This window comes from Novosphingobium beihaiense (genome assembly GCF_022832375.1).
GTDB lineage: Bacteria > Pseudomonadota > Alphaproteobacteria > Sphingomonadales > Sphingomonadaceae > Novosphingobium > Novosphingobium beihaiensis.
Genome location: NZ_JALHLG010000025.1, coordinates 1 through 22,687 on the forward strand (window position 1 = coordinate 1; position 22,687 = coordinate 22,687).

Below are 22,687 nucleotides of genomic sequence, written 5' to 3' on the forward strand. Positions count from 1 at the left end.
CAGAGGGAATCCCCCCGATTCAATCTCAAGCGGAAAAACTCTAGCCCGAAGTCGAGACACGATAGCGCAGGTCTGACGTGTCTCGACTTCGCTCGACACGAACGGTGGAGGTTCGGGGTGCTCTATCGTCGACGGTGACGAGAGTTTTGGGGCAATGCTCTCGCCCCCATCACATCCGAAACGCATCGCGCCACTTGCCGAAGCGGTAATAGCCCAGCGTCAGCGCCACCGTCAGCACCGAGCCGACCGGATAGGCCCACCACACCGCTTCGCTGTCGATCAGCGGACGCGCCAGCCAGTAGAAGCCGAGGCGGCCGGGAAACAGCCCCACGGCCATGATCACCAGCGGCGAGACCACCGCGCCGTAAGCGCGCATCGTGCCGGTAAGGACCATGGTGATCGAGACGATCACGAACGAGGCGGTGCAGATGAGCTGGATATGTTCGCCGATCGGTATGGCCGGGCTGTCTCCACCCAGGAACAGCGCCAGCAGCGGCCGGTCGAAGCCGACGATCAGCGCGGCCACGGCCGTGGACATCGCCAGATTGGCGCCCATGCCCACCAGCGTGACTTGCCCCACGCGCGTGTGATCGCCCGCGCCCAGCGATTGGGCGACCATCGCGCTTACCGCGGTGCTGACCGCGAAAGCGGGCATCTGCAGGTAATTCCACAATTGCAGCGAGGCGCCGAAGGCGGCAGCGGTATCGAGCCCTTCGCGGTTGACGAGGCCGATCATGATCAGCCCGGCCGAAGAAACCAGCAGCATCTGCGCGCCCATCGGCAGGCCCTTGGTGACGATATAGCGCAGATCCTCGCTGCGGGGCAGGACATAGGCCAACTCGGCCCCGCGCAGCCGCATCGGCAGATCCTGCCGGTAGATGCGCCAGATCTGGTATCCCATGCCCGCGATATTGGCGAACGCGGTTGCCGCTGCGGAACCGGCAATGCCCCATTGCGGCAGCGGGCCCACGCCCATGATCAGCAGCGGGTTGAGCACCATGTCCAGCCCCGCGGTCAGCATCATCGCGTACATTGGCGTTTTGGAATCGCCCGCGCCGCGCATCGCCATGGAGACCATCATGTTGATGCCGCCAAAGGGAATGGTGATGTAGATCACCCGCAGATAGGCCAGCGCTTCCGCCTTGCTGGCATCGGGCGTGCTCATCGCATCGAGCATCTGCGGGGCAAAGATCCAGCCCGCCGTGGCAATGATCAGCGACAGGGCAAAGCAAAAACCGGTTCCCGAGCCGAAAGTCTTGCGCGCGGCATCGATATCGCGCGCGCCGAAGTGCTGGCCCACGCGCACCGTAGTGGCCATGCCGAAACCGAAGATCGCGGCATAGAGCAGGAACATCAGAACATTGGCATTGGCCGTCGCCGCCAGCGCGCTCTCGCCGATCAGGCGCCCGACCCAGATCGCATTGATCGATCCGTTCAGCGTTTGCAGCACATTGGAAAGCAGCATCGGCAGCGAGAACAGCAGCAGCGTCTTGAGGATCGGCCCTTGCGTGAGGTCGCCCTTCATCGCCGGTTTGGGCGGCATGCTCTCGGTTTTGCCAGTTGGATCGTCACCGGCGGGAGGGGAAGAGGCCTCGTTCATGTTCCCCTCGTGTCTCCCCAGAGGTGAATGTGCAAGCGGTCCGTGAAGCGCAGCCCGTGCTGCACGCAGATATCCGCCAGCCAGACGGCGCGTTCGCGCAGGACATCGCCGGTGCGCCCTTCCGGCATCAGGAACAGCCGTTCGCCGGGAATGGCATAGGCCTGTTGCAGCGCGAGCACTTCATCGAGATCGCCGGGCTCAGCCACCACGAACTTGAAAAAGGCGCGGGGATCGGCGGCCCAGACGGCCAGGCGTTCGGGGATCTGCGCCAGATCGGCGGGATTGCCGGAGTGCGCCAGTTTGGGGCTGACGTTGAACTGGTGCACCAGAGGATCGAGCGCCCGGTGCGGCGCGACAGTGCCGTTGGTCTCGATCTCGATGTGAAAGCCGGGGCGGATGGCGCTGAGCGCCTCCACCATACGGGCGAGCGCCGCGCCTTGCAGCAACGGCTCGCCACCGGTGATCACGAGCCGGTCCGGCGGCAGCGCGGCCACGCGTTCGGCCACGTCCTGTTCGTCGAGCGAAAGCTGGTTGGCCTTGCGTTCGAAAGCGGCCTCATCGCGGTGGGGGCGGTTGTCGCCCTCGAAACGCCAGGTGTAGGCGGTGTCGCACCACTGGCAGGCGAGATTGCAGTGTGACAGGCGCACGAACGTGCTCGGCCGCCCGGTGGAGGCGCCTTCGCCTTGCAGCGAGGCGAACAGTTCCGGTTCGCCCGGAGTGGTGGTGGCGAGAATGAGAGTCACAAGGTTACACGTCAGGTTGACACGGTTTACACGGTCCAGAGGGGCAGGAATATGTCACCTTGCACGGTTTGTGCGGCAAAGCACGGAGAAGGCGAAGCAGGGTGAACATCGCGCCAGACTGGCAGAAGCCGCGCGGGTAGGAAAATGAAATCGCGGGCTGGTATGGTGGAACTGAAGTTTGCATTATAATTCGTCATCCCCGCGTAGGCGGGGTGGCGCTGCTCTTTTCGATGTGCCGCCAAAAGCGGGATCCCCGCCTGCGCGGGGATGACGAGAAATAGTGACGCGGACTTCAATTTTATCATGCCAGGCGCAATTGGAAGAAGGTGAGGCCGGGCAAGGCCGCCGTTCACCCCCACTCAACTCCGGCTAGGCAGACGAGCTGCCAAGCCTGCGTATCCCTCCCCCATCGAGGGGGAGGAGAAAGGGGACCGCTTAAATCCTCCCTGTCCCCGCAGGGGATGGGGAGGGGGACCGCCGCCGCAGGCGGTGGTGGAGGGGGCTCAAACCCCTCCGTCAGCCCGGCGGGCTGCCACCTCCCCATCGCTCCGCGACAGGGAGGATTTTGCGATCACCCCAACCGCTTGAGCGCCGCCGCCAGCCTTTCCGCCTCTGCCGCGTGGTGGGCGTGATCGGCCTTGGCCTTCTCCACCGCTTCGGGCTTGGCCTTCTCGACGAACTTGGGGTTCGACAGCCGCCCTTCGAGCGACTTGGCTTCCTTCTGCGATGCGGCGAGCGCCTTTTCGAGGCGGGCCTTTTCGGCGGCGATGTCGATCACGCCTTCGAGCGGGATCGTCAGCATGGCATCGCCCGCGCCGACCTGCATGGCCGGGCCCGCGGGTGCCGCTTCGAAATGGATCGCATCGAGGCGGGCAAGGCGGTCCACCGCCGTGCCGTTGCGCCCGATAATCGCCCGCGTCGCGTCCGAAGGATCGGCGAGATAGGCGGTCAGCCGCGCGCCCGGAGCGATGCCAAGTTCGGCCTTGGCGCCGCGCAAGTTACCGATCAGCCCGATCAGCCATTCGACTTCGCGCTTGGCATCGGCATCCACCGAAGCTTCGGGCGCGGGCCACTGCGCGGTGATCAGTTCACCCTCGCGCTCGCCCATCTTGCTCCACAGCTCTTCGGTGACGAAGGGCATGAAGGGGTGGAGCATGACGAGGATCTGGTCGAGCACCCAGCCGGCGACCTGCTTGGTCTCGTCGTCGAAATTGCCTTTCACCAATTCGATGTACCAGTCGCAGAACTGGTCCCAGACGAAGTGATAGACCGTGTTCGCCGCCGCATCGAAGCGCAGGTCGGCCATGGCCTTGTCGAGTTCGGCCAGCGTCTCGACGACTTCGCCGATGATCCACTTGTTCACCGCACTGGCAGCGGCGGGCGCGGCGACCGAGGTGCTCGCGCCGATGCCGTTGGACTGGCAGAAACGGGCGGCGTTCCACAGCTTGGTGGCGAAGTTGCGGTAACCCTCGACGCGCTTTTCATCCATCTTCACGTCGCGGCCCTGGCTTTCCATGGCGGCCATGAAGAAGCGCAGCGCATCGGCGCCGTACTGGTCGATAAGGCCCAGCGGATCGACGACGTTGCCCTTGGACTTGGACATCTTCGCTCCGTCTGCCGCGCGCACGAGGCCATGCAGGTAGAGCCGCTTCCACGGCACTTCCTTCATGAAATGAATGCCCTGCATCGCCATACGCGCATCCCAGAAGAACAGGATGTCGAAGCCGGAGATCAGCAGGTCGTTGGGGTAGTGGCGGTCAAGTAGCGAACCCGGAACTGCTTCCACCTTCTCCGCTCGTGCTGAGCTTGTCGAAGCACGTTCCGCGCTGCCCGAGGGGCCTTCGACAAGCTCAGGCTGAGCGGGACTTTCGATGACGTTGTCCGGCCAGCCGAGCGTGGCGAAAGGCCAGAGCGCGGAGGAGAACCAGGTGTCGAGGACGTCATTATCTCTATAAATTCGAGCAACATCCGGATCGTACTCGTGGGCGCAAACGCTCTCCCATGAATCTTCAACGACAACACGAACGTCGTCTGCATATCCGGATTTAAACTGTGCAAGTGCTTCGGATTCGGTTTCCGCCACCACGCACCAGTCCCGAGAGCCCGGCATGTGAGCACCTGCATTTGTGTGCGGTCCATACCAAGCCGGAATCCGATGCCCCCACCACAATTGGCGCGACACACACCACGGCTGGATGTTCTCCATCCAGTTGAAGAACGTCTTTTCCCACGTCTTCGGCACGATCTCGATCGCGCCCGAGCGCACCGCTTCCATCGGCGGACCCGCAAGCTTTTCGGCATCGACGTACCACTGGTCGGTCAGCCAGGGTTCGATCACCACGCCGCCGCGGTCGCCATAGGGCGTCTGGATCGTGCGCGGCTCGGCGTCGTGCTCGACTTCGTTGCCGTCCTTGTCCTTGGTGACGTGGGGGATGAGGAAGCCCAGTTCCTTCATCTCGGCCACGATCATCTCGCGCGCCTCGAAGCGGTCCACGCCGAGGAACTGTTCGGGGACGAGGCCGTCCGCCGTCTGGCAGACTTTGGCATCGGCATCGAGCATGTTGAGCATGTCCGCCGCCTTGAACCCGGCCCGCTTGCCCACTTCGAAGTCGTTGAAGTCATGCCCCGGGGTGATCTTCACCGCGCCCGAGCCCAGTTCGGGATCGGCGTGCTCGTCGGCGACAATGGGGATCTCGCGGCCGGTGATCGGCAGGATCACGGTGGCCTTGCGTTCCAGCAGCGCCTTGTAGCGTTCGTCTTCCGGGTTCACGGCCACGGCCATATCGGCCAGCATCGTTTCCGGGCGCGTGGTGGCGACGGTGATGAAGCCCGAACCGTCGGAGAGCGGGTACTTGAAGTGCCAGAACGAGCCCTTGACCTCGCGCGTTTCCACTTCGAGATCGCTGATCGCGGTCTTCAGGCGCGGGTCCCAGTTCACCAGCCGCTTGTCGCGGTAGATCAGGCCCTCGTTGTAGAGGTCGACGAAGACTTTCACCACCGCCTTGGTGAAGTGCGGGTCCATGGTGAACTGCTCGCGGCTCCAGTCCATCGAACAGCCCAGACGGCGCAGCTGGCCAGTGATGGTGCCGCCGCTTTCGGCCTTCCATTCCCAGACTTTGTCGATGAATTCATCGCGCGTGTAATTGGTGCGCTTGTCCTGCCGCGCTTCCAGCTGGCGTTCGACCACCATCTGCGTGGCGATGCCCGCATGGTCGGTGCCGACGACCCACAGCGCATCCTTGCCGCGCAGCCGCTCGTAGCGGATGACGATATCCTGCAGCGTATTGTCGAGCGCGTGGCCGATGTGCAGGCTGCCGGTGACGTTCGGCGGCGGGTTGACGATGGTGAAGGGCTGCGCGTCCGGGCGTTCGGGATGGAACAGGCCGTTCTCTTCCCAATGGGCATACCACTTCGCCTCGATCTGGGCGGGGTCGAAAGTCTTGTCCAGCGTGGTTTCAGGTGCGGTTTCAGTCATGGTGCGGGCGCTTTGCCAGCGGGCGGGGTGGCGCGCAAGGCACGAGTGTGCGCGAGATATTTTTCGCTTCGTCCCGGTTTCGGGGTAGGGTAGGGGGCTTTCCGGTTCGTCGCACAGGTTGAACCTCTTGCCGGGCCATGCTTTTTACCCCAATACGAGCCGAGATGCGGGAATACGCGGAATTTACCCTGTCGGAAAACGACGATGGCGGCGCCCCGGAACTGACGCTGAAAGGGCCCTTGCGAGTCCATTCGCTGGGCGATCTGGATAAACGGCTGGCCGTGCTTGACGGCAATTTCAAGCGGATAGACTTGTCCGGCGTTACCGATATCGACACGACCGGGGCCTGGCTGATCGCGAATTACGCGCGCGAGCACGGTCTGGAGATGGCCGGCGCCAGCGAGCAGGCCCGGCGCCTGTTCGCAGCGATCGGCCGGATGGACGAGCACGAGACGGAGCCGGAGCCGCGCCCGGGGCTGTTGACCCGCACGCTGAGCGAAGTCGGCGACGTGGTGATCGGCTGGGGGCATGGGTTCCGGAAATCGGTGGCGTTTCTGGGCGAACTGGTCGCGGCCTTGCTGAAGACTTTGCGCCATCCCTCGCGCCTGCGCGGCACCGCGCTGGTCCATCACATGCAGTATGTGGGGATCAATTCGCTGTGGATCATCGGCCTGATGAGCTTCCTCATCGGCGTCGTGATTGCCCAGCAGGGGGCGGTGCAGCTCGAACAGTTCGGGGCGGAGATCTACACGATCAACCTCACCGGGCGTCTCTCGATGCGCGAACTGGGCATCCTGATGACCTCGATCATGGTCGCGGGCCGTTCGGGATCGGCCTTCGCCGCGCAGATCGGCACGATGAAGCTGACCGAGGAAGTGGACGCCATGCGCACCATCGGCGTATCCCCGATGGAAGCGCTGGTGGTGCCGCGGGTGCTGGCCTCGATGATCATGATGCCGCTGCTGGGGTTCTATTCGGCGGTGCTTTCGATCATCGGCGGCGCCTTCATTTCCAACTTCGCGCTCGACATTCCGTTCTGGACATTCCTCCAGCGCACGCAGGAAGTGGTGCCGATCACGGACGTGTGGGTGGGGATCGCCAAGGCGCCGGTCTTCGCGCTGATCGTGGCGCTCTTGGGCTGCTATCAGGGCATGCAGGTTTCGGGCAGCGCCGAGGAAGTGGGCAGCCGCACCACGCAGGCCGTGGTCACATCGATCTTCACCGTGATCGTGCTCGACGCCTTTTTCGCCATCTTCTTCACGGAGATCGGCTGGAAATGACCGGTCTTTCGCAGGACTATGAGGGTGAATACCCGATCGTGGTCGAAGGACTGCGCAATGCCTTCGGCGAGCATGTGATTCACGAGGATCTCTCGCTGCGGGTGCGCAAGGGCGAAGTGCTGGGCGTGGTCGGCGGATCGGGCACCGGCAAGTCGGTGCTGATGCGCTCGATCATCGGGTTGCAGCCGCCCCGCGCGGGCCGGATCGAAGTGCTCGGCCGCGACATGATGGAGCCGGGTGACAGCGAGGGAATCGATATCCGCTCGCGCTGGGGCGTGCTGTTTCAGGGCGGCGCGCTGTTCTCCACGCTGACCGTGGGCGAGAACGTGGAAGTGCCGCTCAAGCAGTTCTATCCCGAGCTGTCGAATGAGCTGCGCTCCGAGATCGCGCGCTTCAAGGTGCGCCTGTCCGGCCTGCCCGAAGAGGCGGCGTTCAAATATCCCAGCGAGCTGTCGGGCGGCATGAAGAAGCGCGCCGGGCTGGCGCGCGCGCTGGCGCTCGATCCGGAACTGCTGTTTCTGGACGAGCCGACCGCCGGGCTGGACCCGATCGGCGCCGCCGCGTTCGACAGCCTGACGCGCGAGTTGAAGGAAACGCTGGGGCTGACGGTGTTTCTCATCACCCACGATCTCGATACGCTCTATGCAATCTGCGACCGGGTGGCGGTGCTGGCGGACAAGCAGGTGATCGCGGTGGGCACGATTCCGGAGCTGCTCGCGCTCGATCATCCGTGGATTCAGGAATATTTTAACGGCCCGCGCGGCCGGGCGGCGCTGGCGGCCAAGGGCGATCCCGACGTGGAAGAGGCCATGGACAGCACAGGCAAGACGGGAGCATAGGCTTAAGGCATGGAAACACGCGCCAATCACGTCTGGGTAGGGGCCGTCACGCTGGTGCTGATGGCCGCGCTGGCGGCATTCATTCTGTGGATTGCGAAGCTGAACGAAGGCACGCAGAATCAATACGATATCTTCTTCAAGCAGTCCGTCGACGGTCTCGCCAAAGGCTCGCAAGTCGCCTATTCGGGTGTGCCCGTGGGGCAGGTGCGGGAGATCGAGCTGTGGCGCAAGGACCCCAGTTTCGTGCGCGTTCGGATCAATGTGGACGAGAAAGTGCCGATCACCATCGGCACGTCCGCCACGATCCAGGGCAGCTTCACCGGCGTGTCCGACATTCAGCTCGAAGGGGCCAAGAAGGATGCGCCGCCGCTGACGCAGCCGGGCCCGGAAGGCGTTCCCGTGATTCCCACCAGCCGCGGCGGTCTCAGCGAAGTGCTGGCCAACGCGCCGCTGCTGATGGAGCGGCTGGCGACGCTGACCGAGAATCTCAACCTGCTGCTGTCCGACGACAACCGCAAGGCGATCGGCGGCATCCTCAAGAACACCGACAAGATGACGCGCGATATGTCGCGGACCGCCCCCGAAGTGCGCAAGGCGCTGGTGGAACTGCAGGGCACGCTCGATCAGGCGACGAAGACGCTCGCCTCGTTCCAGGGCGTGGCCGACAAGGCGGACGATCTGCTGGGCAGCGAAGGCAATTCGCTGGCCCGGCAATTGCGCCAGACGCTGGCTTCGGCGCAGAAGTCGATGGATCAGCTCAACACCACGATGCAGCACGCCCAGCCCGCGCTCGATCAGGTTTCGCAGAGCACGCTGCCTGCGGCCGAGGCGGCGATCCGCGATCTGCGGGCGACCAGCAAGGCGCTGCGCAACGTAACCGAAAAGATCGACGAACAGGGCGCGGGCGCCCTGATCAAGGGGCAGACGCTGCCCGACTACAAACCGTGAATGGGGCGATGATGGGAAAAGCGATGAAGCCTGCGGCTGCACACGGTATCCTCAAAGGCGCGCTCACTGCCGCCGCGTGTCTTGCGCTGTCCGGGTGTATCAGCCTTGGCGGCAAGGCGCCGGACCTGCTGTTCCGCCTGACGCCGGATGAAACCGCCCCTGCCGGGACGACTGTGACTGGCGAACTGAGCGACGCGATCGTCGTCCTCGATCCCGAGACCGACCGCAGCCTTGATGTGCTGCGCATTCCGGTGCGGGTCAGCGATTCGAACCTGGCCTATCTCAAGAACGCGGCCTGGATAGAGAAGCCCGCGCGTGAGTTTCGCTCGCTGCTGGCGGAGACCCTGCGGGCCAAGACCGGCAGGCTGGTGGCCGAAGGCGGCGACTATGAAACGGCGGGCAAGACTGTCGTGGGCGGGCGTTTGCTGGAAATGGGCTATGACGTGCCGCGTGGCGCCGTCGTCGTGCGTTTCGATGCGGTCCGCAGCGAAGGGCAGGGCGGCGAGGTCGTGGCGAAGCGCTTCGAGGCGGCGGTGAAAGGCGTGAAGCCCAAGGCCAAGTATGTCGGCCCGGCGCTCAATCAGGCGGCCAACGACGTGGCGCAGCAAGTGGCGGCCTGGGTCGAAAGTGAATAAGCACTGAAGGTTTTTCGGGCCGATGCCGTTCGTGGTGCAATAAGCGGCGTTCGTCGAAAAAATACCGGGGCGTGTTTTCTCGCGTGTTTCGCTCCTGATGGAAGCCGCGGATTTCCTTAGTATTCCGGATTTTCCTGACGGCTGCTTGTTGCTGCGATGCAACAATGGCACTTTTGTTTCACTGGCGGCTCATCCTTTTGGTTTGACCCGGTTTTTCTCTCCTGTAAGCGGCGCCTCCCCGCTGCCGGATCACGGCGCGGACGATAAGCATAAGCAGGAGTTACCATGAAGAAGTTCGCCATCGCGGGCGTTGCCGCCGCGCTGCTCGCCGTTCCCGCCGTCGCCAACGCACAGGCTTTCGTACAGGCCGAAACCGGCCTTGATTCCGTGTCGGTTGACGGGGAGTCGGACGAAGGCGTGAACTACGGCATCTCGGCCGGTTACGATCTTCCCCTGTCGGGCGGCATGTTCGTCGGCATTCAGGGCACTGTGGCTGACAGCACCGTCAAGGAATGCGCGAACGACGTTCTTGCCGCTGGCGACCGCCTTTGCGTCAAGACCGGCCGCGACCTGGCCGCTGTCGTGCGTTTCGGCACCTCTGTGGGCGATAAGAGCAAGCTCTACGTTCTGGGCGGCTACACCAATGCCCGCATCCGCGCGACCTATGACGATGGCGTGAGCACTTCCTCGGACGGCGCGAACGGTGACGGCTTCCGTCTCGGCGCGGGCTACCAGTACGACCTGAGCGACCGCCTCTTCCTGAAGGCCGAGTACCGTTACTCGAACTACGAATCCGACGTCAGCCGCCACAACGCGATCGTCGCGCTGGGCGCCAAGTTCTGATTTTCAGAACGGCCTGATCTCAAGAAGGATGGGCGCGGGCTTCGGCCCGTGACCGTCGGGAGGCCCGCTCCGGTTCGTCCGGGGCGGGCTTTTCCGTGCTTGGAGCCTCCAGACTGCCACCGTTCATGTCGAGCCCAGTCGAGACACGGTAGCGGCGCTCCGGGCAGCGAGGTGGTCACCAAGCGCTTCGAGGTCGTGGTGAACGGGTTGAAGCCGAAAGCCAAATATGTCGGCCCGGCGCTCAATCAGGCGGCCAACGACGTGGCGCGGCAGGTCGCGGACTAGCTGAAAGAAAGCTGACGGCCACACAAGTTGTGCAGCCGCCTTTTCGTCAGCTTTCCTTATAGTAAAAAGGTCCTAGCCTTTCGATTATGGCCTTGGCGTCGAGCGATCGGGGATCGTCCTCGTCCGGGGTGAGGAAGCGCACGGTCATTTCTGTCTTGTAGCCGGTCGGTATGCTGCTGACTGTGGTGCCATACTGAGTGCTTCTGAGCGTTCGGGAATAGTCGTGGCGCGAGGAGATGACAAAGGCCGGCTTGCCCGCTTGGATGGCGGTTTCGGCGGCGCGGAGCAAAGTCATTTCACGCACGACAGCCGGTGCGGTCGTCGCCCCGGTCAGAGAGATCAGGACTGTGCCATCTTCATTGGGTGTCGCGCTGAAGCCGTCAGTGTTTTTGACCCCCTCCAGCAGAGAAAAACCCATGGTAAATGCCGCGCCCACCAGAGCGCCGAGCACGTTGGGGCGGGAACGTTTATAGACAGAGTTGGTGCTTTCCGTCTCCGGCTCGATCATGGCCAGTTCAACCATCTCGTTAAACAATTTTTTTCGAGCGGCTGTCTGGCGCTCCGCTCTATAGTGCGAAAGGGATGAATCGGACTTGCCCTGCGCTGCGTGCAAGGCTTGGAGAAGATCGATGCTTGCCGCATCGAGTGGCATCTTGACGTCGGTAATGCGTTTGAGCGCTTCGGCGGTGCGGCCTTCCTGCAGGTCAATTCGTGCCTCTATCCGCATTTCATAGCTGCTGATGATATCGGCAAAGGGTTTAAGCTGGCCGGTTTGCGCGTCAGGGTCGGCAGTGCTTGCCGACAGCTTGGCGAAGCGCGCTTTTACCTCTTCCATATCACGCCGTGCGCCAGCCACATCACCCGTAGCCGCACGGGCATAAGCGAGCATCATGCCGTTCGGAATTTGTGACCGGGCCGATAATTTACGGTTCAGTGCGGCAAGGTTCGATGACTGCGCATCGTCCGTATGTTCGGGTATCTCCGGGGCGGGCGGCAAGGACAGCTCTGCCATCGCCTTGAAGTTACCGGTGAAACCGAGGATAGTTAACAGATAGTCCGCGAAGTCCGGATCGAGTTTGCTCGCCATCTGCATGGAGGCTTTGGCGATGGAGTCATGCTCGCCGTGGGTGAGGAGCAGGTGTGCCGTCACGCGCTGCACTTCGAGCGAATAGGGCCGTGCCGCCACACTCTGGCGAGCAAGGCGCAGGGCCTCATCGCTATTGCCCATCTGGGCATATGTCAGCGCCCGGAGCAGATCGAGCGAAACCGCCATGCTGCGAAGATAAAGAGCATCGTCCTTGTTGCTGCCCCCGGCAGCTTCTCCGGCAAGATCGATGTCGACAAGAGCTTTGGAAAGCTCGTTGGACTTCAGATGAGCAATTGCACGCGCGCGCAGAAGATGGGCCCGCCGCAAGCCTTGTTTCGGCAGCAGTTTGCGATGAGACAGGGCTGCGTCACATGCCGCAATGGTGGATTGTGCCGAGCCGGAAGCGTAGAAACCGTAGCGTATGGTGTTTGCAGGTGAGCCAAGGCCATCGGCGGATTTACCGGGTTTGCCGTAACCATCGCAGCCAGCAAAAATGTCGGTGTCCGAAGCGTGTGCCGCGGTTCCGCACGTGATCGCGAGAAGCAGCGTTGCACTGCCGCCCATCAGCCATTTCATCAAAAAAGCCCCCGGTTTTGCTGGCACCCCATTGCCAGTACCGCTTCGCTGTAAATGAGTCTTTCACGTTCCGGCAAGTCAGATTGGCCATTAAATATATATAATACAGTGGTAAAATGGGTCGATCCGGAGCGTTGGCTATCGGGGTGCCTTGATCCGTCCCGAACGGGCTTTTCCGTGTCAGGGGCTTTCGATCAGAGCGACGATGCGCTCCAGCCAGCGCCGGGGTTCCAGCGCGCGGCCTATGTCGCAGACGAATTCCTGCCCGCGCTTGGCCGAATCGAGCAGCCCGCCGCGCCGCCAGCGTTCCGGCCTGTCGTGATAGGTAAGGCCGCGCCGTTTCAGCCAGGGCGGCACGTTCCAGAGGTTGAGCGGGCCGCCGGGTACGGTGAGACGCAAGGCGTCGGGGGCGCTGCGGGCGGTGCTGCCGGGGCCGAACCAGATCGCGTTGTTGGCGGGCCAGTTCCCCTCGCGGTGGGGATGGGAGCGGGGCGGCTCGATCCAGTGCGGGGAGCGCGCGATGGCGCCCGGTGCGCCCATGGCCAGAACCTGCATATGGCTAAAGATGCGGTGATGCCGCTCGCCGGTTTCGGGATCGGCGAAAAGGCCGAAGAACAGGAAGTGGTCGCCCGGGCCCACGCCGTGTTTCACGAGGTGCCCCTGCGCCGCACCGCACTGGCCGAACCAGCACCGGCCCTGTGCGAACATCGGATCGTCATGGCACAAGTCCGCGCCCGTCAGCCTGCCGCGCGTGGTTTCGGCGACAATATCCGCCAGGCTCCGGTCCGCGAAGGTCGTGCGGGATCGGTCCCGCGCCGGGATCGGCAGCGAGACGGGAACGCCATCGATAATGGGCGAGGGCGCGCCGCCCGCCGTGCTGTCAAAACCCTTGCGGCTGAAGACGAGCTTCATGCCTCGCGGGACAGCTCCGCCATTCGCATGGCTAGTGAAAACGCCTCGAAGCGGGCCTTGCTGCGTTCGGCGGCTTCCCAGTCCTCGCCCCAGAGTTCGGCCTGCCAGTCTGCTTCCAGTTCGGCGGCCTTCCACAGCGCTTCGGCATCGGCGCCCGGACGCACCGCTTCGAGCGCGACGATCAGCGAGGCGGCGAGGCTGGACAGCATCTTGAGTGCGGCGAGCGCAAAGCCGCTTTCGCCTTCCAGTTCCTGCCGCAGCCGGGCCAGCGTTTCGGCGGGCTGGGGCTTGTGGACAATGCCCGAAATGCGCGCGAACTGCACGTCCAGCCGCGCTTCCATGCCGGTGAGAAGCGGCTCCCAGACCGCGATCTGGCGCTTGTAGAGCGCCTCTTCGGGATCGGCGCGGTAGCACAGGGTGTCCGTCTCGGCGTAGGGCAGCAGTTCGCCGATCACTTGCGCGCGGTCCGGCGCGACCGCATCGATGGCGAAATCGGCGAGATCGCGCAAAGGGAAGCGGGCGGTGTCGATCTCCTCGCCCTGACTGTCCCATTCGGCCGCCAGCGCTTCGGCCAGCGCTGGCGTCGGCACCACTTGCGCGCGGCCCCCGGCGGTCTTGATCGGCCGCCCGTCCAGCAGCACGCGCCAGCCTTCGCCCGTCTGTTCGACGGTTACGTCCTTATAGAAACGCTTCATTTCGGTGTGCGCCACTTTCGAATCAGGATCGGGGGGATGACGAAGACGTCCAGCAGCCCGTTGGCGATAAGGATATAGCCCACCCAGCCCGGCAGGCCCGGCAGCAGGCGATCGGTGGCGATCGTGATGCCGAGCGCGACGCAGGCGACGCCGACGAGGCGCGTGATCTGGATCGCGGCAAAGCGCCCGGCAGCAGGGTCTTTCCTGCTCACGATGTGAGGTACGCCAGCAGTTCGGCGGGCGTCTCGACGACTTTCCCGGCTCCGGCGGCTTCCAGCTCGTGCGGATGGTGATAGCCCCAGTCGACGCCGACGGCGCGGGTGCCCGCGCTCACGGCCATTTGCATGTCATAGGCGGTATCGCCGATCATCACGGCCTCTTCGGGCAGGGCGCCCGTCTCGAACAGCGCTTCCTCCAGCATCGCGGGATGCGGTTTGGAGGGATGCCGGTCGGCGGTCTGGAGCGAGACGAACAGGTCGGCGATGCCGTTGTTGGCAAGGCAATGCGTCAGCCCCCGGTCGGACATGCCGGTGGCGACGGCCAGCGTCCAGCCCGCGCCGTGGAGCGCGCGCAAGGTGTCCTCTATACCGGGAAACAGCGGCTGCGCCACGCGGCCTTCGCTGCGGGCGGTGCGGAAGGCCTCCTTATAGGCGTCAGCCATCGCGTGCTGCTGTTCGCCGGTGCTGTCCGGCAGCAATTGCCGCATTGCCTGCGGCAGCGAGAGGCCGACCGCGCGGCGGATCTGCCCGCGCGGCGGAGCGGGCAGGGCGAAGGCGGCGAAGGCCGCTTCCATCGCCTCGCAGATGGAGGCCTGCCCGTCGACGAGCGTGCCATCGCAATCGAAGACGGCGAGTTTCATTGGGCAAGCTCCCGCATCAGTTGGGCCATCGCGCGCGAGCCTTCCGCTTCGAGGCCGAGGGCCAGCCGTTCGCGTTCATCGGCGCTTTTGTTCTGGGAGAGCTTGAAGGTGGGGCGCCAGGCCTGCACTTCCAGTTCGAAACCCACGATCGCGCTCTTGAGCCTGGCCAGCGTGGCCGGGGGCGTCTTGTCCATCGTCCAGGGCGTGCCGTGGGCGAGGCGTGCCTCGTTGCGGGCGGAGAGCGCTTCGAGCAGGCCGTGCAGCCCGTCATCGTCCATCCGCCGCACGCGGCCTTCCATTTCGACACTGACGTAATTCCACGTCGGCACTTGCGTCTCATCGGCATACCAGCGCGGTGAGACATAGGCATCGGGCCCGTTCACGACGGCGAGCGCGGTCATGCCGCCGATGTGCCGCGTCAGGGCATTGCCGCGCGCGAGGTGGAATTGCAGCGCGCCGTCCCTCGTCCACAGCAGCGGCACATGCGCCACGCGCGGGCCATCGGGCGTGGCTGCGAAGATCATGCCGAACCCGGCCTCTTCGATCAGCGCTTCCATCAAGGCCCGGTTTTCAGTGCGGAAAAGGGCGTTGGGATGCATCAGCGCCGCCCGGAAGGACGCGGACCACCCGGCTTGCGCGGGCCGGGACGGGCAGGGCGGCCGGACGGTTTGCCGCCCGGTTTCCCGGCGCCCTTTGCGCCCGGCTTGCCTCCTGTTTTGCCGAGGGGCTTGCCGGCCGGTTTGCTGGAACGGACACGTCCCGAGGGGCTGTCGCTGCGCTTGCGGCGCTCGCCGCGGCGTTCCTTGCGGTATTCCTTGGCGTGGGCCTTGGCGGCGCGCTTTTCATCGGCCTTGGTGAATTCGGGTGGAGCCGGGGGCAATTCGGCGCCGTCTGCCTCGTCAAAGCCGAGATTCGCCATCGAATTGGCGAAGTGCTCGGGCAGCGGAGCGGTCACGTTGAGCGGGGCGCCGTCCGGGTGATCGATGATCAGGCGCCGCGCGTGCAAGTGCATCTTGCGGCTGATCGTGCCCGAGAGGAATGCGTCCTGCCCGCCGTATTTACCGTCGCCGACGATGGGATGGCCGATGGCGGCCATATGCACGCGAAGCTGGTGGGTGCGCCCGGTCAGCGGGTGCAACTCGACCCAGGCCGCTCGGTTCCCGGCGCGGTCCAGCACGCGGTAGCGGGTACGGGCGGGCTGGCCGTCTTCCTCGTCCACATGCATCTTCTCGCCGCCGGTGCCCGGCTGCTTGGCCAGCGGCAGTTCGATCATGCCGTCCGAGATGCTGGGCACGCCCACCACCAGTGCCCAGTAGATCTTCTTGGCCGAACGCCCCGAAAAGCGCTTGGAAAAGAACGCGGCGCTGCCCGGGGTGCGGGCGATCAGCAGGACGCCCGAGGTGTCCTTGTCCAGCCGGTGGACAAGGCGGGGGCGCGGCCCGTCGTTCGCAAAGGCATCGAGCAGCCCGTCGACATGCTGCTTCATCCCCGATCCGCCCTGCGTGGCAAGGCCCGGGGGCTTGTTGAGCACGATGGCGGCGCGGTCCTGCGTCAGGACCATCGAATCGGCGAGGTCTATCTCTTCCTCGGTCAGTTCGCGCCTCGGGCGGGCTGACTTGCCGGTGCCTTTGCTCTCGCCGCCCGGCGGCACGCGCAGCACTTGCCCTGCCGCGAGCCGGGTATCGACATCGGCGCGCTTGCCGTCGACCCGGATCTGGCCGGTACGCGCCCAGCGCGAAACCATGGCGAAGCCGACTTGCGGCAGGTGGCGCTTGAACCAGCGGTCCAGCCGCACGCCGTCGTCATCATGCCCGACGGTGAATTGGCGAACGGTATCGCTCATGCCCGGCCCGCTCATCCTGCGTGCCGCATGATGAAGAGGCCGAGAAACAGGCTCATCACGCCTGCGATCAGCGAAATGCCCGCGTAGAACGCGGCCAGGCCCAGTTGTCCGCGTTCGGCCAGCGTCACGATGTCGAGGCTGAACGAGGAGAAGGTGGTGAAGCCGCCCAGCAGGCCGATGGCGAGGAACAGGCGCGTGCCTTCGCCATGGCTGCCGAAGCGGGCGAGCCAGCCGACCAGCAGCCCCATGAACAGGCTGCCGAGCACATTCACAGTGAGCGTGCCGAAGGGAAATTCGCTCGCGCGGACGGGGCCAAGCATGGCGGTCCAGGCGCGGCCGACAAGGAAGCGCAGCCAGGCGCCGGTGCCGCCGCCCAGGGCGACGAAAAGCGATGCTGCAAGAAAGGAAGGTTGAGGCATCCGGCCGCCTTAGCCGCGAATCCCGGGATTTCCAATCTCCGCTGTACTGGCGCGAAAGGCGCGGATGTGTTATATAAGCCGCACAGGCAGGGTTTCCCCGCCCGCAGTCGGCGGAATATGGGGCAGGTTCTGCCGCAAGATTGCTTGCCTTTTCGTCCTTCCGGTGGTAGCGGCGCCCAACTTCGAGCCGGGCCCGGTAGGATTCGGCGCATTTTCGTATTCTTTAAGAGGGTCTTCCCCGCGTCGGCATGCGGGGCTCCGGCTTTCGATTTGTGAGGTGTTTCGGTTTATGCAGATCATGGTTCGCGACAACAATGTTGATCAGGCCCTTCGTGCGCTCAAGAAGAAGCTGCAGCGGGAAGGTGTCTATCGCGAAATGAAGCTGCGCCGCCATTATGAGAAGCCCTCGGAAAAGCGCGCCCGCGAAAAGGCCGCTGCCGTTCGCCGCGCCCGCAAGCTGGAGCGCAAGCGCATGGAGCGTGACGGCGTCAAGTAAGCGCTGTTTCCTGCGGTTTCACGCAGGGCACCTCAATATCGCAGTTCCGGCTTGAACCCCGGGCCTGCTTGAGCCATGAGGGCGCGGAAATTCCATCCGCGCCCTTTGTGCATCTGCACGCCCTGTGCACGCGCATCGGGGGCGATTCCGAAAGAGGCCTTTCGACGATGACAGAGATCACCCGCGTCCCGCTCCAGCCGATCGCCAGGGGTTCGCTTAGCAAGATCTGGCTGGGCGTGGCCGCGATTGCCCTGGCCGCAGGCGGGATTGCCTACGCCGCCATGCCGCCCGCCGTCCATATCGAGACGCTGACCGCCGGCAGCGGCGATTCGCCGACGATGGATGACGTGGTGCTGATCAACTACAAGGGCACGCTGCCGAGCGGCAAAGTGTTCGATCAGGCCAAGCAGGTGCCGATGGCGCTCGGTGAAGTCGTGCCCGGCTTCAGCAAGGCGCTGGTGCAGATGAAGCGCGGCGGCAAGTACATGGTCGAGATTCCCTCGTCGCTGGCATATGGCGACAAGGCCGTGGGCGATATTCCGGCCAACACCGATCTGACGTTCGAGATCGAACTGCTGGACTTCAAGAGCCGCGCCGAGATCGAGCAGCAGCAGCGCATCATGCAGCAACTCCAGCAAATGCAGGCGCAGCAGGGCGCGCCCGGCGCGGCGGCTCCGGCCGGAAAGCCCTGATTCGGGCCTGCTGGCCGCTTGATAGGGCCGGGAGCGGGTGCTAGCGCCCGCTCACAGTCCGTATTTTTCGCGAAGGGCCGTTTTGCGGCCCCGCCATCATTGAGGAACCGCCATGTCGGTCGATACCGCAACCGTGGCCAAGATCGCCAGCCTTGCCCGTATCCAGGTGAACGCGCAGGAAATCGAGGCGATGGTGCCTGAACTCAACGGCATTCTCGCCTGGGTCGAGCAACTCGGCGAAGTCGATGTCTCGGGCATCGAGCCGATGACCGCCGTGATCCCCAACCAGCAGCGCCTGCGCGAAGACGTGATCGATGCCGATCCGCTCACCGGCGGCGGCAAGCGCGATGCGGTGCTGGCCAATGCCCCGGCGGCCGAGCACGGCTTTTTCGGCGTGCCCAAGGTGATCGAGTGATCCGAGGCAGGCGCCTCGCTTCCCCATCCTTCGACAGGCTCAGGATGAGCGGGTCGTGGGAACTGAAAAATTCTATCCCCGCTCGCCCTGAGCTTGTCGAAGGGCCCGCGGCACACAATGGCTGGAAAACAGCATGACTGACCTTACCGAACTCGGCGTAGCCGCCATCCGCGACGGCGTGGCCAAGGGCGATTTTACCGCCGTTGAAGTGGCCGACGCCTTTAACGCCAATGTTGCCGCCGCGCAGGACGCGCTCAACGCCTTCATCGTCGCCACGCCCGAAGCCGCGGTCGAGGCTGCCAGGGCCACCGACGCCAAGCGCGCCGCGGGCGAAACGCTGGGCAAGATGGCGGGCGTGCCCATCGGCATGAAGGACTTGTTCGCCACCAAAGGCGTGCAGACCACGGCGGCCAGCCACATCCTCGAAGGCTTCAAGCCTGAATACGAAAGCACAGTCTCGCAGAAGCTGTGGGATGCGGGCGCGGGCATGCTGGGCAAGCTCAACCTTGACCAGTTCGCCATGGGCTCCTCCAACGAGACGAGCTATTTCGGCAATGTGATCTCGCCCTGGCGGCGCCCGGGCAGCAATGCCCCGCTGGCACCTGGCGGCTCTTCGGGCGGCAGCTCGGCGGCAATCGCCGCGCGGCTCTGCCCGGCCGCGACCGGCACCGACACCGGCGGCTCGATCCGCCAGCCCGCCGCGTTCACCGGCATTACCGGCATCAAGCCGACCTATGGCCGTTGCTCGCGCTGGGGCGTGGTGGCGTTCGCCAGCTCGCTCGATCAGGCGGGCGCGATGGCGCATGACGTGACCGACTGCTCGATCATGCTGGAAGCCATGACCGGCTTCGATCCCAAGGATTCGACCAGCCTGGACATGCCGGTGCCCGAATGGACCGCCAATCTCTCGGCGGACCTCAAGGGCAAGAAAGTCGGCATTCCGCGCGAATACCGCGTGGACGGCATGCCCGCCGAGATCGAGGCGATCTGGCAGCAGGGCATCGCCTGGCTGAAGGACGCGGGCGCCGAAGTGGTGGACGTCACGCTGCCGCACACCCAGTACGCGCTGCCTGCCTACTACATCATCGCCCCGGCCGAAGCGTCCTCGAACCTCGCGCGTTATGACGGCGTGCGCTACGGCCTGCGCGATCTGCCCGATGGCGCCAACCTGCAGGACATGTACGCCGCCACCCGCGCCGCCGGGTTCGGCGCCGAAGTGAAGCGCCGTATCCTGATCGGCACCTATGTGCTCTCGGCGGGTTTCTACGATGCCTATTACACGCAGGCGCAAAAGGTTCGCACGCTGATCAGCCATGACTTCATGGGCGCTTTCAGCGAAGTGGACGTGCTGCTGACCCCGACCGCGCCGAGCGCCGCTTTCGCGCTGGGCGAGAATGCGGACGATCCGCTGGCGATGTACCTCAACGACGTGTTCACCGTGCCGGCCTCGCTGGCGGGCCTGCCCGCGATGTCGGTGCCCGCCGGGCTCGACGCGCAGGGGCTGCCGCTGGGGCTGCAACTGATCGGCAAGCCGTTCGACGAGCAGGGCGTGCTGAACGCAGGCCTCGCCATCGAGCAACGCGCCGGATTTGCGGCGAAGCCGGAGAAGTGGTGGTAAGCTGGTCCTTCTGGATTGAATTGGCTGGAGAGCTAGGCGAGTTTTTCTCCAGCCGTGGACCGGCACGTAAGGACGATTTGCCTGCACGGCGGCATGAATTGCCGAGTCAGGACAAGACAAACGAAATGAGGCAGCGTCACAAGTTGCTGCGTCGTTCTCGGAATGGATCGAAAAACGATGACTGAATCGACATACCGCATCCAGGGCGCAACCGGTGACTGGGAGGTCGTGATCGGCCTTGAAGTCCATGCGCAGGTGACTTCGAACTCCAAGCTGTTCTCCGGCTCGGCGACGGCTTTTGGCGCGGAGCCGAACAGCCAGGTCTCGCTGGTCGATGCGGCGATGCCGGGCATGTTGCCGGTGCCGAACCAGGAGTGCATCCGTCAGGCGGTGCGCACCGGCATGGCGATCAACGCGCAGATCAACAAGTGGTCGCGTTTTGACCGCAAGAACTACTTCTACGCGGACTTGCCGCAGGGCTATCAGATCAGCCAGCTCTACCACCCGCTGGTGGGCGAGGGCTCGATCGAGATCGTGCTCGACGAGAAAGATCCCGAGAATTCGACCAAGACCATCGGTGTCGAACGCATCCACGTCGAGCAGGACGCGGGCAAGCTGATGCACGATCAGCACCCGACGATGTCCTATGTCGATCTCAACCGCTCGGGCGTGGCGCTGATGGAAATCGTCAGCCGCCCGGACATGCGTTCGCCTGCCGAAGCAGGCGCTTACCTGACGAAGCTGCGCACGATCCTGCGCTATGTCGGCTCGTGCGACGGCAATATGGATCAGGGCTCGATGCGCGCCGACGTCAACGTCTCGGTGCGCAAGCCCGGCGAGCCGTTCGGCACCCGCACTGAAACCAAGAACGTGAACTCGGTGCGCTTCGTCATGCAGGCGATCGAGCACGAGGCGAACCGTCAGGTGGACGTGCTGGAAAGCGGTGGCACTATCGTGCAGGAAACCCGTCTGTTCGATCCGAACAGCGGCACCACGCGCTCGATGCGCAGCAAGGAAGACGCGCACGACTACCGCTACTTCCCCGATCCGGACCTGCTGCCACTCGAACTCGACGATGCGTTCCTTGAGGATTGCCGGGGTTCGCTGCCCGAACTGCCGGACGCCAAGCGCCACCGCTATGAAAGCGATCTGGACCTGTCCGCCTACAACGCGGGCGTGCTGACGGCCGATGTCGAAACCGCGCGCTGGTTCGAACTGCTGCTGGCCGAAACCGCGAAGGCCGCGGGCAAGCAGCCTGCGGAAGTCGCCAAGCAGGCCTCCAACTGGCTGATCTCCGAACTGTTCGGCGCGCTCAACAAGCTGGGCACCAGCCTTGAGGAGTCGCCTGTAACCCCCGAAAAGGGCGCGGAGCTTCTGGCGCTGGTCGCCAAGGGCACGATTTCCGGCTCGGCGGCCAAGCAGGTCCTCGAACTGATGCTCGAAACCGGGGACGACGCAGGCGCGATCGTCGAGCGCGAAGGCCTCAAGCAGGAATCGGACACCGGCGCGATCGAGGCCGAAGTCGACAAGGTCCTCGCCGCCAATGCCGACAAGGTCGAGCAGTACAAGGCCGGTAAGGAAGCCCTGTTCGGCTTCTTCGTCGGCCAGACGATGAAGGCCATGAAGGGCAAGGGCAACCCGAAGGTCGTGAACGAGATCCTGAAGGCAAAATTGGGCTGACAGTATTTCCCCGGACAAAGTCCGGGGAAAGCTACCCTACTTGGCTGAGTTGAAATTTGATAAAACGATATATCTGATTTTTTGGTTGTCAGCAGCCAACACTTTTATCCGTGCTCCGCGGTATCCAATTTCATCTGATTTGGACAGGTCATACTCAGCTTCGTTGGAGAACGCTGGACGAGCCATATTTCCTGAACTCTCTCGATATCCAATCTTGATGCGATCACCGACACGGCCGCTATAAATGAGCGTTTGTTGAAGATCTCGTTCTGAGATCGCAGGTCTACGGACTCGTTGAAAAGGAATTTCCGTGTCACATGCAGGCCGGGTTAAACCGCCGACGATGATACAGGTTTCTTGCTTATTCTTTGATGCTCTAATCGACTGTGGAAAGGCAAGGGGCATTCCCAATAAACCGGTCGCCTGCAGGAGATAGCCAGAGCCATCTCTGGATATTGAGTGTCCGAATGAGTGATAAGTGTACTCTTTATCTTCCGAAACTTGTGGGTAAAAGCCTGCACTGAGCTTGTAGCCTTTTATGTTATTTTGCTGCGAAGTCTCGATGCCATCAGTCTCTGTATAAAACCCCTGACGGAGCATATCCTCTCCGAGGGAAACTTCTGTTTCTTCACCAATTTTCGGGAAACTAATGGCAGTCGTGACTGGTGTGTAGTTTGGCGTAGGTGTGGAAACGCAGCCTGCAACGGCAAGCGCTGCAAGTGCAGCAAAAAACCTCATTCATGCCCC

At 63.8% G+C, this 22,687-nt stretch carries 23 protein-coding genes; 11 read left to right on the forward strand and 12 right to left on the reverse strand.

Annotation, left to right across the window (positions count from 1 at the left end; translation table 11 throughout):
* Positions 1 to 169: 169 nt before the first annotated feature.
* The 3 genes from MTR66_RS15020 to MTR66_RS15030 form a co-directional block, all read right to left on the reverse strand.
* The gene (locus tag MTR66_RS15020) at positions 170 to 1,600 is read right to left on the reverse strand and encodes an MATE family efflux transporter (RefSeq protein WP_243922488.1); all 1,431 of its coding nucleotides are present in this window, start codon (positions 1,598 to 1,600) and stop codon (positions 170 to 172) included.
* On the reverse strand, positions 1,597 to 2,343 hold the full coding sequence (locus tag MTR66_RS15025; RefSeq protein ID WP_243922490.1) for a 7-carboxy-7-deazaguanine synthase QueE: 747 nt from the start codon (positions 2,341 to 2,343) through the stop codon (positions 1,597 to 1,599). The genes MTR66_RS15020 and MTR66_RS15025 overlap by 4 nt, the downstream gene beginning before the upstream one ends.
* A gap of 571 nt (positions 2,344 to 2,914) precedes the next feature.
* The gene (locus tag MTR66_RS15030) at positions 2,915 to 5,818 is read right to left on the reverse strand and encodes a valine--tRNA ligase (RefSeq protein WP_243922492.1); all 2,904 of its coding nucleotides are present in this window, start codon (positions 5,816 to 5,818) and stop codon (positions 2,915 to 2,917) included.
* 164 nt (positions 5,819 to 5,982) lie between these two features.
* Here MTR66_RS15030 and MTR66_RS15035 point away from each other — a divergent pair, with 164 nt between their 5' ends.
* The 6 genes from MTR66_RS15035 (at position 5,983) to MTR66_RS15060 (ending at position 10,363) form a co-directional block, all read left to right on the forward strand.
* Positions 5,983 to 7,098, forward strand: coding sequence for an ABC transporter permease (locus tag MTR66_RS15035; protein ID WP_243922494.1), 1,116 nt, complete (start codon positions 5,983 to 5,985; stop codon positions 7,096 to 7,098).
* Entirely contained in the window at positions 7,095 to 7,937 is an 843-nt protein-coding gene (locus MTR66_RS15040; protein ID WP_243922496.1) for an ABC transporter ATP-binding protein, read from the forward strand. The genes MTR66_RS15035 and MTR66_RS15040 overlap by 4 nt, the downstream gene beginning before the upstream one ends.
* A gap of 9 nt (positions 7,938 to 7,946) precedes the next feature.
* Positions 7,947 to 8,885: an MlaD family protein gene (locus tag MTR66_RS15045; RefSeq protein ID WP_243922498.1), complete on the forward strand. Its 939-nt coding sequence runs from the start codon at positions 7,947 to 7,949 to the stop codon at positions 8,883 to 8,885.
* A gap of 23 nt (positions 8,886 to 8,908) precedes the next feature.
* Positions 8,909 to 9,520: an ABC-type transport auxiliary lipoprotein family protein gene (locus MTR66_RS15050; protein WP_243922500.1), complete on the forward strand. Its 612-nt coding sequence runs from the start codon at positions 8,909 to 8,911 to the stop codon at positions 9,518 to 9,520.
* A gap of 97 nt (positions 9,521 to 9,617) precedes the next feature.
* Positions 9,618 to 9,809 (forward strand): hypothetical protein, encoded by a 192-nt coding sequence (locus MTR66_RS15055; protein WP_243922502.1) that lies wholly within the window; start codon positions 9,618 to 9,620, stop codon positions 9,807 to 9,809.
* Positions 9,806 to 10,363, forward strand: a complete 558-nt coding sequence (locus tag MTR66_RS15060) for an outer membrane protein (protein WP_243922504.1) — start codon at positions 9,806 to 9,808, stop codon at positions 10,361 to 10,363. The genes MTR66_RS15055 and MTR66_RS15060 overlap by 4 nt, the downstream gene beginning before the upstream one ends.
* A gap of 331 nt (positions 10,364 to 10,694) precedes the next feature.
* Here the strand turns inward: MTR66_RS15060 and MTR66_RS15065 are convergent, their stop codons facing one another.
* The 8 genes from MTR66_RS15065 to crcB all read right to left on the reverse strand — a co-directional run bounded on the left by MTR66_RS15065 (position 10,695) and on the right by crcB (position 17,039).
* Positions 10,695 to 12,311 (reverse strand): tetratricopeptide repeat protein, encoded by a 1,617-nt coding sequence (locus MTR66_RS15065; protein WP_243922506.1) that lies wholly within the window; start codon positions 12,309 to 12,311, stop codon positions 10,695 to 10,697.
* A gap of 180 nt (positions 12,312 to 12,491) precedes the next feature.
* Positions 12,492 to 13,223, reverse strand: coding sequence for an Nmad3 family putative nucleotide modification protein (locus MTR66_RS15070; protein WP_243922508.1), 732 nt, complete (start codon positions 13,221 to 13,223; stop codon positions 12,492 to 12,494).
* A complete protein-coding gene (locus MTR66_RS15075) occupies positions 13,220 to 13,918 on the reverse strand; it encodes an ATP12 family chaperone protein (protein ID WP_243922510.1) in 699 nt (232 codons plus the stop codon). Before MTR66_RS15075 ends, MTR66_RS15070 begins: the two co-directional genes overlap by 4 nt.
* A complete protein-coding gene (locus tag MTR66_RS15080) occupies positions 13,915 to 14,130 on the reverse strand; it encodes a hypothetical protein (protein WP_243922512.1) in 216 nt (71 codons plus the stop codon). The genes MTR66_RS15075 and MTR66_RS15080 overlap by 4 nt, the downstream gene beginning before the upstream one ends.
* Positions 14,127 to 14,777 carry an HAD-IA family hydrolase gene (locus MTR66_RS15085; protein WP_243922514.1) on the reverse strand — a complete coding sequence of 217 codons (651 nt, stop codon included), beginning with the start codon at positions 14,775 to 14,777 and terminating at the stop codon, positions 14,127 to 14,129. Before MTR66_RS15085 ends, MTR66_RS15080 begins: the two co-directional genes overlap by 4 nt.
* The gene (locus MTR66_RS15090) at positions 14,774 to 15,376 is read right to left on the reverse strand and encodes an FMN-binding negative transcriptional regulator (protein ID WP_243922517.1); all 603 of its coding nucleotides are present in this window, start codon (positions 15,374 to 15,376) and stop codon (positions 14,774 to 14,776) included. The genes MTR66_RS15085 and MTR66_RS15090 overlap by 4 nt, the downstream gene beginning before the upstream one ends.
* Positions 15,376 to 16,620, reverse strand: coding sequence for an RluA family pseudouridine synthase (locus tag MTR66_RS15095; RefSeq protein WP_407673058.1), 1,245 nt, complete (start codon positions 16,618 to 16,620; stop codon positions 15,376 to 15,378). Before MTR66_RS15095 ends, MTR66_RS15090 begins: the two co-directional genes overlap by 1 nt.
* Positions 16,621 to 16,631: 11 nt before the next feature.
* A complete protein-coding gene (crcB, locus tag MTR66_RS15100; protein ID WP_243922521.1) occupies positions 16,632 to 17,039 on the reverse strand; it encodes a fluoride efflux transporter CrcB in 408 nt (135 codons plus the stop codon).
* Between the two features lie 289 nt (positions 17,040 to 17,328).
* Between crcB and rpsU the strand changes: the two genes are divergently transcribed.
* The 5 genes from rpsU (at position 17,329) to gatB (ending at position 21,940) form a co-directional block, all read left to right on the forward strand.
* On the forward strand, positions 17,329 to 17,535 hold the full coding sequence (gene rpsU, locus MTR66_RS15105) for a 30S ribosomal protein S21 (protein ID WP_007011585.1): 207 nt from the start codon (positions 17,329 to 17,331) through the stop codon (positions 17,533 to 17,535).
* A gap of 167 nt (positions 17,536 to 17,702) precedes the next feature.
* Positions 17,703 to 18,227, forward strand: a complete 525-nt coding sequence (locus tag MTR66_RS15110) for an FKBP-type peptidyl-prolyl cis-trans isomerase (RefSeq protein WP_243922523.1) — start codon at positions 17,703 to 17,705, stop codon at positions 18,225 to 18,227.
* A 112-nt stretch (positions 18,228 to 18,339) separates the two neighbouring features.
* The gene (gatC, locus tag MTR66_RS15115; protein WP_243922526.1) at positions 18,340 to 18,642 is read left to right on the forward strand and encodes an Asp-tRNA(Asn)/Glu-tRNA(Gln) amidotransferase subunit GatC; all 303 of its coding nucleotides are present in this window, start codon (positions 18,340 to 18,342) and stop codon (positions 18,640 to 18,642) included.
* A gap of 133 nt (positions 18,643 to 18,775) precedes the next feature.
* Complete coding sequence (gatA, locus tag MTR66_RS15120; RefSeq protein WP_243922528.1) at positions 18,776 to 20,260, forward strand: Asp-tRNA(Asn)/Glu-tRNA(Gln) amidotransferase subunit GatA; 1,485 nt, start codon at positions 18,776 to 18,778, stop codon at positions 20,258 to 20,260.
* A 177-nt stretch (positions 20,261 to 20,437) separates the two neighbouring features.
* Positions 20,438 to 21,940 (forward strand): Asp-tRNA(Asn)/Glu-tRNA(Gln) amidotransferase subunit GatB, encoded by a 1,503-nt coding sequence (gene gatB, locus MTR66_RS15125; RefSeq protein ID WP_243922530.1) that lies wholly within the window; start codon positions 20,438 to 20,440, stop codon positions 21,938 to 21,940.
* Positions 21,941 to 21,976: 36 nt separating this feature from the next.
* Here gatB and MTR66_RS15130 read toward each other — a convergent pair whose 3' ends face one another.
* A complete protein-coding gene (locus MTR66_RS15130; protein ID WP_243922532.1) occupies positions 21,977 to 22,678 on the reverse strand; it encodes a hypothetical protein in 702 nt (233 codons plus the stop codon).
* Between the last annotated feature and the right edge of the window lie 9 nt (positions 22,679 to 22,687).

Bases quoted from the DNA above. Each gene is read 5' to 3' on its own strand.
- MTR66_RS15020 (WP_243922488.1), bottom strand. From the start codon at position 1,600: ATGAACGAGGCCTCTTCCCCTCCCGCCGGTGACGATCCAACTGGCAAA.
- MTR66_RS15030 (WP_243922492.1), bottom strand. From the start codon at position 5,818: ATGACTGAAACCGCACCTGAAACCACGCTGGACAAGACTTTCGACCCC.
- MTR66_RS15035 (WP_243922494.1), top strand. From the start codon at position 5,983: ATGCGGGAATACGCGGAATTTACCCTGTCGGAAAACGACGATGGCGGC.
- MTR66_RS15040 (WP_243922496.1), top strand. From the start codon at position 7,095: ATGACCGGTCTTTCGCAGGACTATGAGGGTGAATACCCGATCGTGGTC.
- MTR66_RS15045 (WP_243922498.1), top strand. From the start codon at position 7,947: ATGGAAACACGCGCCAATCACGTCTGGGTAGGGGCCGTCACGCTGGTG.
- MTR66_RS15050 (WP_243922500.1), top strand. From the start codon at position 8,909: ATGAAGCCTGCGGCTGCACACGGTATCCTCAAAGGCGCGCTCACTGCC.
- MTR66_RS15055 (WP_243922502.1), top strand. From the start codon at position 9,618: ATGGAAGCCGCGGATTTCCTTAGTATTCCGGATTTTCCTGACGGCTGC.
- MTR66_RS15060 (WP_243922504.1), top strand. From the start codon at position 9,806: ATGAAGAAGTTCGCCATCGCGGGCGTTGCCGCCGCGCTGCTCGCCGTT.
- MTR66_RS15065 (WP_243922506.1), bottom strand. From the start codon at position 12,311: ATGAAATGGCTGATGGGCGGCAGTGCAACGCTGCTTCTCGCGATCACG.
- MTR66_RS15070 (WP_243922508.1), bottom strand. From the start codon at position 13,223: ATGAAGCTCGTCTTCAGCCGCAAGGGTTTTGACAGCACGGCGGGCGGC.
- MTR66_RS15075 (WP_243922510.1), bottom strand. From the start codon at position 13,918: ATGAAGCGTTTCTATAAGGACGTAACCGTCGAACAGACGGGCGAAGGC.
- MTR66_RS15085 (WP_243922514.1), bottom strand. From the start codon at position 14,777: ATGAAACTCGCCGTCTTCGATTGCGATGGCACGCTCGTCGACGGGCAG.
- MTR66_RS15090 (WP_243922517.1), bottom strand. From the start codon at position 15,376: ATGCATCCCAACGCCCTTTTCCGCACTGAAAACCGGGCCTTGATGGAA.
- MTR66_RS15095 (WP_407673058.1), bottom strand. From the start codon at position 16,620: ATGAGCGATACCGTTCGCCAATTCACCGTCGGGCATGATGACGACGGC.
- crcB (WP_243922521.1), bottom strand. From the start codon at position 17,039: ATGCCTCAACCTTCCTTTCTTGCAGCATCGCTTTTCGTCGCCCTGGGC.
- rpsU (WP_007011585.1), top strand. From the start codon at position 17,329: ATGCAGATCATGGTTCGCGACAACAATGTTGATCAGGCCCTTCGTGCG.
- MTR66_RS15110 (WP_243922523.1), top strand. From the start codon at position 17,703: ATGACAGAGATCACCCGCGTCCCGCTCCAGCCGATCGCCAGGGGTTCG.
- gatC (WP_243922526.1), top strand. From the start codon at position 18,340: ATGTCGGTCGATACCGCAACCGTGGCCAAGATCGCCAGCCTTGCCCGT.
- gatA (WP_243922528.1), top strand. From the start codon at position 18,776: ATGACTGACCTTACCGAACTCGGCGTAGCCGCCATCCGCGACGGCGTG.
- gatB (WP_243922530.1), top strand. From the start codon at position 20,438: ATGACTGAATCGACATACCGCATCCAGGGCGCAACCGGTGACTGGGAG.
- MTR66_RS15130 (WP_243922532.1), bottom strand. From the start codon at position 22,678: ATGAGGTTTTTTGCTGCACTTGCAGCGCTTGCCGTTGCAGGCTGCGTT.